The sequence below is a fragment of the Candidatus Magnetaquiglobus sp. genome (genome assembly GCF_058402785.1).
This window is the reverse complement of sequence record NZ_JBZVFG010000012.1, coordinates 89,222-94,572: the sequence shown is the minus strand read 5'-3', so window position 1 is coordinate 94,572 and position 5,351 is coordinate 89,222. Positions and strand designations below refer to the sequence as shown.

General features: G+C 57.5%; 4 protein-coding genes and 1 tRNA gene. All 5 read right to left on the bottom strand.

Annotation, left to right across the window (positions count from 1 at the left end; genetic code table 11):
- Window positions 1-925 precede the first annotated feature (925 nt).
- Window positions 926-1,900, bottom strand: a complete 975-nt coding sequence (locus ACV4UY_RS06405; RefSeq protein WP_491606785.1) for an IS1595 family transposase — start codon at window positions 1,898-1,900, stop codon at window positions 926-928.
- Between the two features lie 177 nt (window positions 1,901-2,077).
- Window positions 2,078-3,169 (bottom strand): DNA polymerase IV, encoded by a 1,092-nt coding sequence (gene dinB / locus ACV4UY_RS06400; RefSeq protein ID WP_491606784.1) that lies wholly within the window; start codon window positions 3,167-3,169, stop codon window positions 2,078-2,080.
- Window positions 3,169-3,606: a pyrimidine dimer DNA glycosylase/endonuclease V gene (locus ACV4UY_RS06395; RefSeq protein WP_491606783.1), complete on the bottom strand. Its 438-nt coding sequence runs from the start codon at window positions 3,604-3,606 to the stop codon at window positions 3,169-3,171. Before ACV4UY_RS06395 ends, dinB begins: the two co-directional genes overlap by 1 nt.
- Before the next feature lie 514 nt (window positions 3,607-4,120).
- Window positions 4,121-4,196: transfer RNA gene (locus tag ACV4UY_RS06390), tRNA-Ala, on the bottom strand.
- 143 nt (window positions 4,197-4,339) lie between these two features.
- On the bottom strand, window positions 4,340-5,351 hold a 1,012-nt coding region (locus tag ACV4UY_RS06385; protein WP_491606782.1), incomplete at its 5' end, for a Gfo/Idh/MocA family protein.

Genomic DNA, 5,351 nt, shown 5'->3' with positions numbered 1-5,351 from the left:
GACTGCGCGAAAAGCGACGTTCCGGTCTGATGAAATCTGGAACATTGGCCCCAAGCCCTCAACCAGCATGACCGGGAGGGGGTCAATTTTGCATGTCGCTTGACAGGCAGACACACCTGTTGCCAACCGTAGCATGCGGCGCGCGCCCGAGACCTCTGTTCCAGGGCGCTTTTCCTGATCGCCCTCAGGGTCGTAAATCGCCCCTAACCCCATGACCACTCAACCGTTCAATCATTCAACCATTCAGCAGGAACCGATTTTAGCCACGGCATGCCACGGTATTCTTAGTCGATATGCGTGAAAATTTATATCTTACAATATAAACTATTAAGAAACCCGCACCATGATATCTGTTCACTGCTGCCTAGTCAGTGGAGTCGTCACATCCTGTCTGCGAAGTCTGGGCAATGCCATAAAACTGCAATGGGTTGCTGGAAACCCATCCCACACGCATCGTCCATGTGCTGGGTGACGCTTGGCAAGTGGAAGACAAAGACTTGCTACATGAATGGGGGACATTTTTCATGGTGCGCACAATCTTTGCAAGTTTTTTTTTGCAAAATGTGAAATTTTTATAAAAATTTACATATTATGCACTATTGTCAGCTTTTTATACCAGCTTGTGACAGTACGATCGCTCATCCAACCGCGCAGACACCCAGGAGTCGCGCAACCGGACCCCTCCTCACTCCGCCATTGACGATCAGACCTTCCATGTCCAGAACCCATTGAGTTGATACCCATGCGCACCTGGGTAAAGGATCCATGCGGCACCCCATGATACAATATAAGATTTAATGAGGGAAAGGCGGCATCGAGATGTCCCCATCCGCCGATGAGATCCGATCCGGGATAACCCGGTTCAGCGCGGATCAAAGGGCGCGAATGGAAGAAACGAATTAAGGCTTAATGGGTATCCCCTTCATTACCCCACCGTTATAGACCTTTTGGAATCCGTGGGGTTGATGATGGCATGGTACGGCGCAGGCTTTACAGACACAGCTTGCTGGACGAGGCGATGGAAGAGCAGACCGCGAGCTTTTGAACGGCGGCGGTTGAAACGAAACGTAAATTCGTCGAGGTAGTAGTCGAGATGCTGATGCTGAATACCACCCTGGTGAGTGCCGATCAGCCACCGCTTGAGCAGCGAGGCGATGAGGTGGACACGCGGCATGACTTCGTGAGCAGGGTCGGAACCGCTGCTGATAACAGTGACCTGATGCTGGTACCCAGCCTTGACCAAACCGGCATAGCCTTTCCATCCATCGGTGTGAACAGTGGACCCAGTCTCCACGGCACCCTGGAGGAAGGGAAGAAGGCTATCCGCAGAGACATCCTTGATTCGTTGGAGGCGGATACGACCAATCCCTCGGCCATTTTTCTCGGCTGCTATCGCGACGATGGCCTTGCTCTCAGTTTTTCGACCCCGAGTACCCTCTTCCAGGCCGCCAATATAGGTTTCGTCGACCTCAACAGCGCCAGAGAGCAAATCTCGACCCGGTCGGATCATTGCGCGACGCAGCTTATGCAACCAAGTCCAGGCCGTCTCATAACTGCCAAGCCCCAATACCCTCTGGAGTCCGAGCGCGCTGATCCCATTCTTTTGGCTGGTGACAAACCATATCGCCAGAAACCACAGCCGCAGTGGCTTGCGAGTACCCTCGAAAATCGTACCGGCCGTCAACGTGGTCTCTTTTCGACAGGACTGGCACCGCAGCCATCCTCCTGCCATCTCCCATGGTTCTTCTGCCATCCCGCAATGGGGACAAGAGAATCCACTCGGCCATCGCAGGCGGCGGATGTAGTCCCGGCATGCATCGTCGTCACGGAACCGTTCATCCATCGCCTGGAAGGTTTGCGGATAATCAACTCCCGCGACCGGGTGTGCAGTGTTTTCCATCCCCCGACCATACCATCAATCTCAGGGGGAGTGAAGGGGATACCCATTTTAAATTTTTATAATTATATGCTTGATGGGTTGTATCGATGACCTAAATTTGGTCCCGGTCAGACCGTTGGAGGAGTTGGTTTGAATGTCTGGAGACTGCTTGCAAATGTGCGGCAGACGCCCCTGTTATCATGACTGGCACTCCTGATCGAAAGGTAATTCAAGTTGACGCCATCCCATGAATTTCCCGGTGTTGGCGTTGCTGACGGTTAAGCCGAGCAGACGCACTCCGCGCGGTGGGATGCTCACCTGAACCAATAGGCGGCTGGCCACGGCTATGATCTCCTCCGCATGCTGCACCGGATGCTCCGTTGTCCGGCTGCGTGTGATCTGATGAAAGTCGCCGGATTTGATCTTCAGTGTGACGGTTCTGCCTGTGAACTGGCATTTGTTCATGCGCCGCATCACCTCGTGGGCGATAGCTTCCAGACGGGTCAGCATCTCCTGACGGCTGTGCAGATTCTGATCGAACGTATCCTCTGTGCCCACTGAGTGGCGCTCCCGGTTAGGGTTGACCGGACGGGTATCCTCGTTGCGGACGATGTAGTAATAGGAGCGGCCCGCCTTGCCGAAATTCGCCTGCAACTCATCCAGGGAGAGTCGGAGCAGATCCGCACCCGTTTTGATACCCAAGCGATGCATCTTGTCGGCAGTCGCTTTGCCGACTCCGAAGAACTTTTCGATGGGCAGAGCCTCGACAAACGCCGAGGCCTGTTCGGGTGTGATCAGGGTGAAGCCGTTGGGCTTGTTCATGCCGGAGGCCACCTTGGCGAGAAACTTGTTGAAAGAGACCCCGGCGGATGCGGTCAGTCCCGTCCGTTGGAAGATCTCGGCGCGAATCTCCTGAGCGATCCAGGAAGCGGAAGGTATGTCCTTTTTGTTCCGGGTTACATCCAGGAACGCTTCATCCAGGGAGAGAGGTTCCACTAGGTCCGTGTGTTCGAGGAACACCTCGCTGATTTGCAAGGAGACGGCCTTGTATGCGGCCATACGGGGCGCAATGACGATCAAGCCTGGGCACCGGTCCAAAGCCTTGTTCATGGCCATGGCGGAACGGATGCCGAACTGCCGTGCCTCGTAACTGGCGGCTGCCACCACGCCTCTTGAACGATTGCCGCCGACCACCAGGGGCTGTCCCCGATATGCCGGATGATCCCTCTGCTCCACGGATGCATAGAAGGCATCCATGTCAATGTGGATGATTTTCCTGGAAGCGTCCATCAGCCCAACACACCGCGCTCCCAGGCTTGCACGCCACCCGGCACGATGCAAAAGAGGGGATGTGACTCCGGAATGGTGACCGCCCGCCAGGTGGCCAGGGTTTCGGGGGAGCGTACCGCCAGTTTGTTCTGAAGGTGCTGCCACTCGTGCAACAACTGTCCCTGTGTCTCCTCGATGCGCCCAGTCTCTGTCAGATTGCCTATACGGGTGGGATCAAAACGGTAGCCACGCTTCTCGGCCTCCAGACGAACTCCGTGCAGATAGGCGGCGATGCTTGCCAACGGATCCGGTTGGGCCTGGAAGCGCAGCAGATGAGAATGATGGCGGTAGCCCCGAGTCTCCCCACGCAGGACCGCCTGCGCCAACAACGCTTCGCGCCAGACGGCAACCAGCCCTTTGGCGTCCAGATACAGGGGATGCAGGGTCCAGAGTCTCACGGGAGGTACACCTCTCAGTGGGGGATGGGAATCATAGGCTCGACCGAAAAAGGCACGCCAGTTTTTCCGTCTGAGCTGGATTCCTGGCCATACTTACCTATGATACCACCCGAACCACCCGGCGCGAACGTGTCGCGACTGGGGTGCAATGCGGGGCGTCCAACTTGCGCCAGCCGCACCAGACCAGAGTTTTCCCCGTTCTCCCGCCTTCTCTGGAAGCAAAAATCCCATCGAACTGGTCCTGAAGCTGTGGACCAGACCAATCATTGATATTCAAGGGAAAATGTCTGGTCCACAGGGCTGTGGACCAGAAGGCGTCTGGTCCACAGGTTTTGGAGAATTCGGGCCGAGAGAGAATGAGGAACGCGGTTTTCGGTGTTCTCTGGTCCGGGTTTAGACCGAAAGGAATTTCGAACCGGTTCTGGTAACCATTGGAAACATTGGACTTTTTAGGCGAAAAAAAAGCCGCCCTGGGAGGCGGCTTTAATTTTGAGACTTTCTTAATAACTTAAATTGGTGGAGGTGAACGGGATCGAACCGATGACCTCCTGCTTGCAAAGCAGGCGCTCTCCCGACTGAGCTACACCCCCAGATATCCGAACAGGACAGACTGTTGATCCTGTAACGAACTTGATTTCAAACATTCACTATATCCCAACCAAAGCCGCGAATGCAAGAGAAGGCGGCAGAGACGCAGGGCAATCGCAGATTGACAGGGCGACCACCCCCTCGGTCACGCCGGTGCGGTAGCGGATTCCGGAAGGCGTGACAGGCGACTGGCCGCCAGGGCCACCTCCAGGGCGGCCAATCCGTCGGCGAGGGTGACCGCCGGCGGACGTCTCTCCCGCAGCGCGGACACGAAATCGGCCAGTTGCAACGCCATCATGTCCGGAAGCGCCCGACCCCAGACCGGTCCGCCGAGCAGCCAGCGTCCGAGACGTTCGCGGAAATGACGCGGAGCCGGCGGACCGCGCAGGGCGGCGTAGTCGATCCGTCCGCCCGGATGATGGATCACCAGTTGATCCTCCCGTTCGGGCGCGAAGGTTCCCGCCGCGATCAGCACCGTGGCATGGCGCGGGTAGGCCAGCAGCACGGCACCGGCATCCGCGCCGCTCAGAAAGGGCCGACTCGGCCAGGAGCATGCCTCGACGCGCTCCGGATAACCGAAAAACCAGTTCAGCGTATCGATCCAGTGGATCCCCTGGTTGATCAGTACCGCACCGTCGCGGGAGCGCCAGCCATCGCCGTGACGGTAGTAGGCCTCGTCACGGGGCCAGAAGAGGGTCAGTTGGGCGATTTTCGGCGCCTCGGGATCGATGCGGTCCAGATCGGCCTTGATCCCGGCCAACAGCGGATTGAACCGGTATGGCGACACCACGCCGATCGGCAGATCGCTGGCCTGGGCCCGTGCGACGAAAGCACGGCAGGCGGTCAGTTCCACGCCCAGAGGTTTTTCGATCAGCATCGGCTTGTCGTGTTCGAACGCCAGAGTCGCCAGTTCGATGTGGCGGGCCGGTTCGGTGAGAATCAGCACCCCGTCGATGGTCGAGGACGCGAGAATGGCGGAAGGTTCGGTCTCGGCCCGGGGGATGGCATGACGCACGGCAAAGGCGCGGGTTCGGGCCGCGTCCCGTCCCCACACCGCCTCCAGCGTCACCCCCGGCAGGGCGCGAACCACCTTGACATAACCCGACGCGATGCCGGAAACACCCAGGATGGCCAGTCGGATCGGAGTCATCGCCGCT

Bases quoted from the DNA above. Each gene is read 5' to 3' on its own strand.
- ACV4UY_RS06405 (WP_491606785.1), bottom strand. From the start codon at position 1,900: ATGGAAAACACTGCACACCCGGTCGCGGGAGTTGATTATCCGCAAACC.
- dinB (WP_491606784.1), bottom strand. From the start codon at position 3,169: ATGGACGCTTCCAGGAAAATCATCCACATTGACATGGATGCCTTCTAT.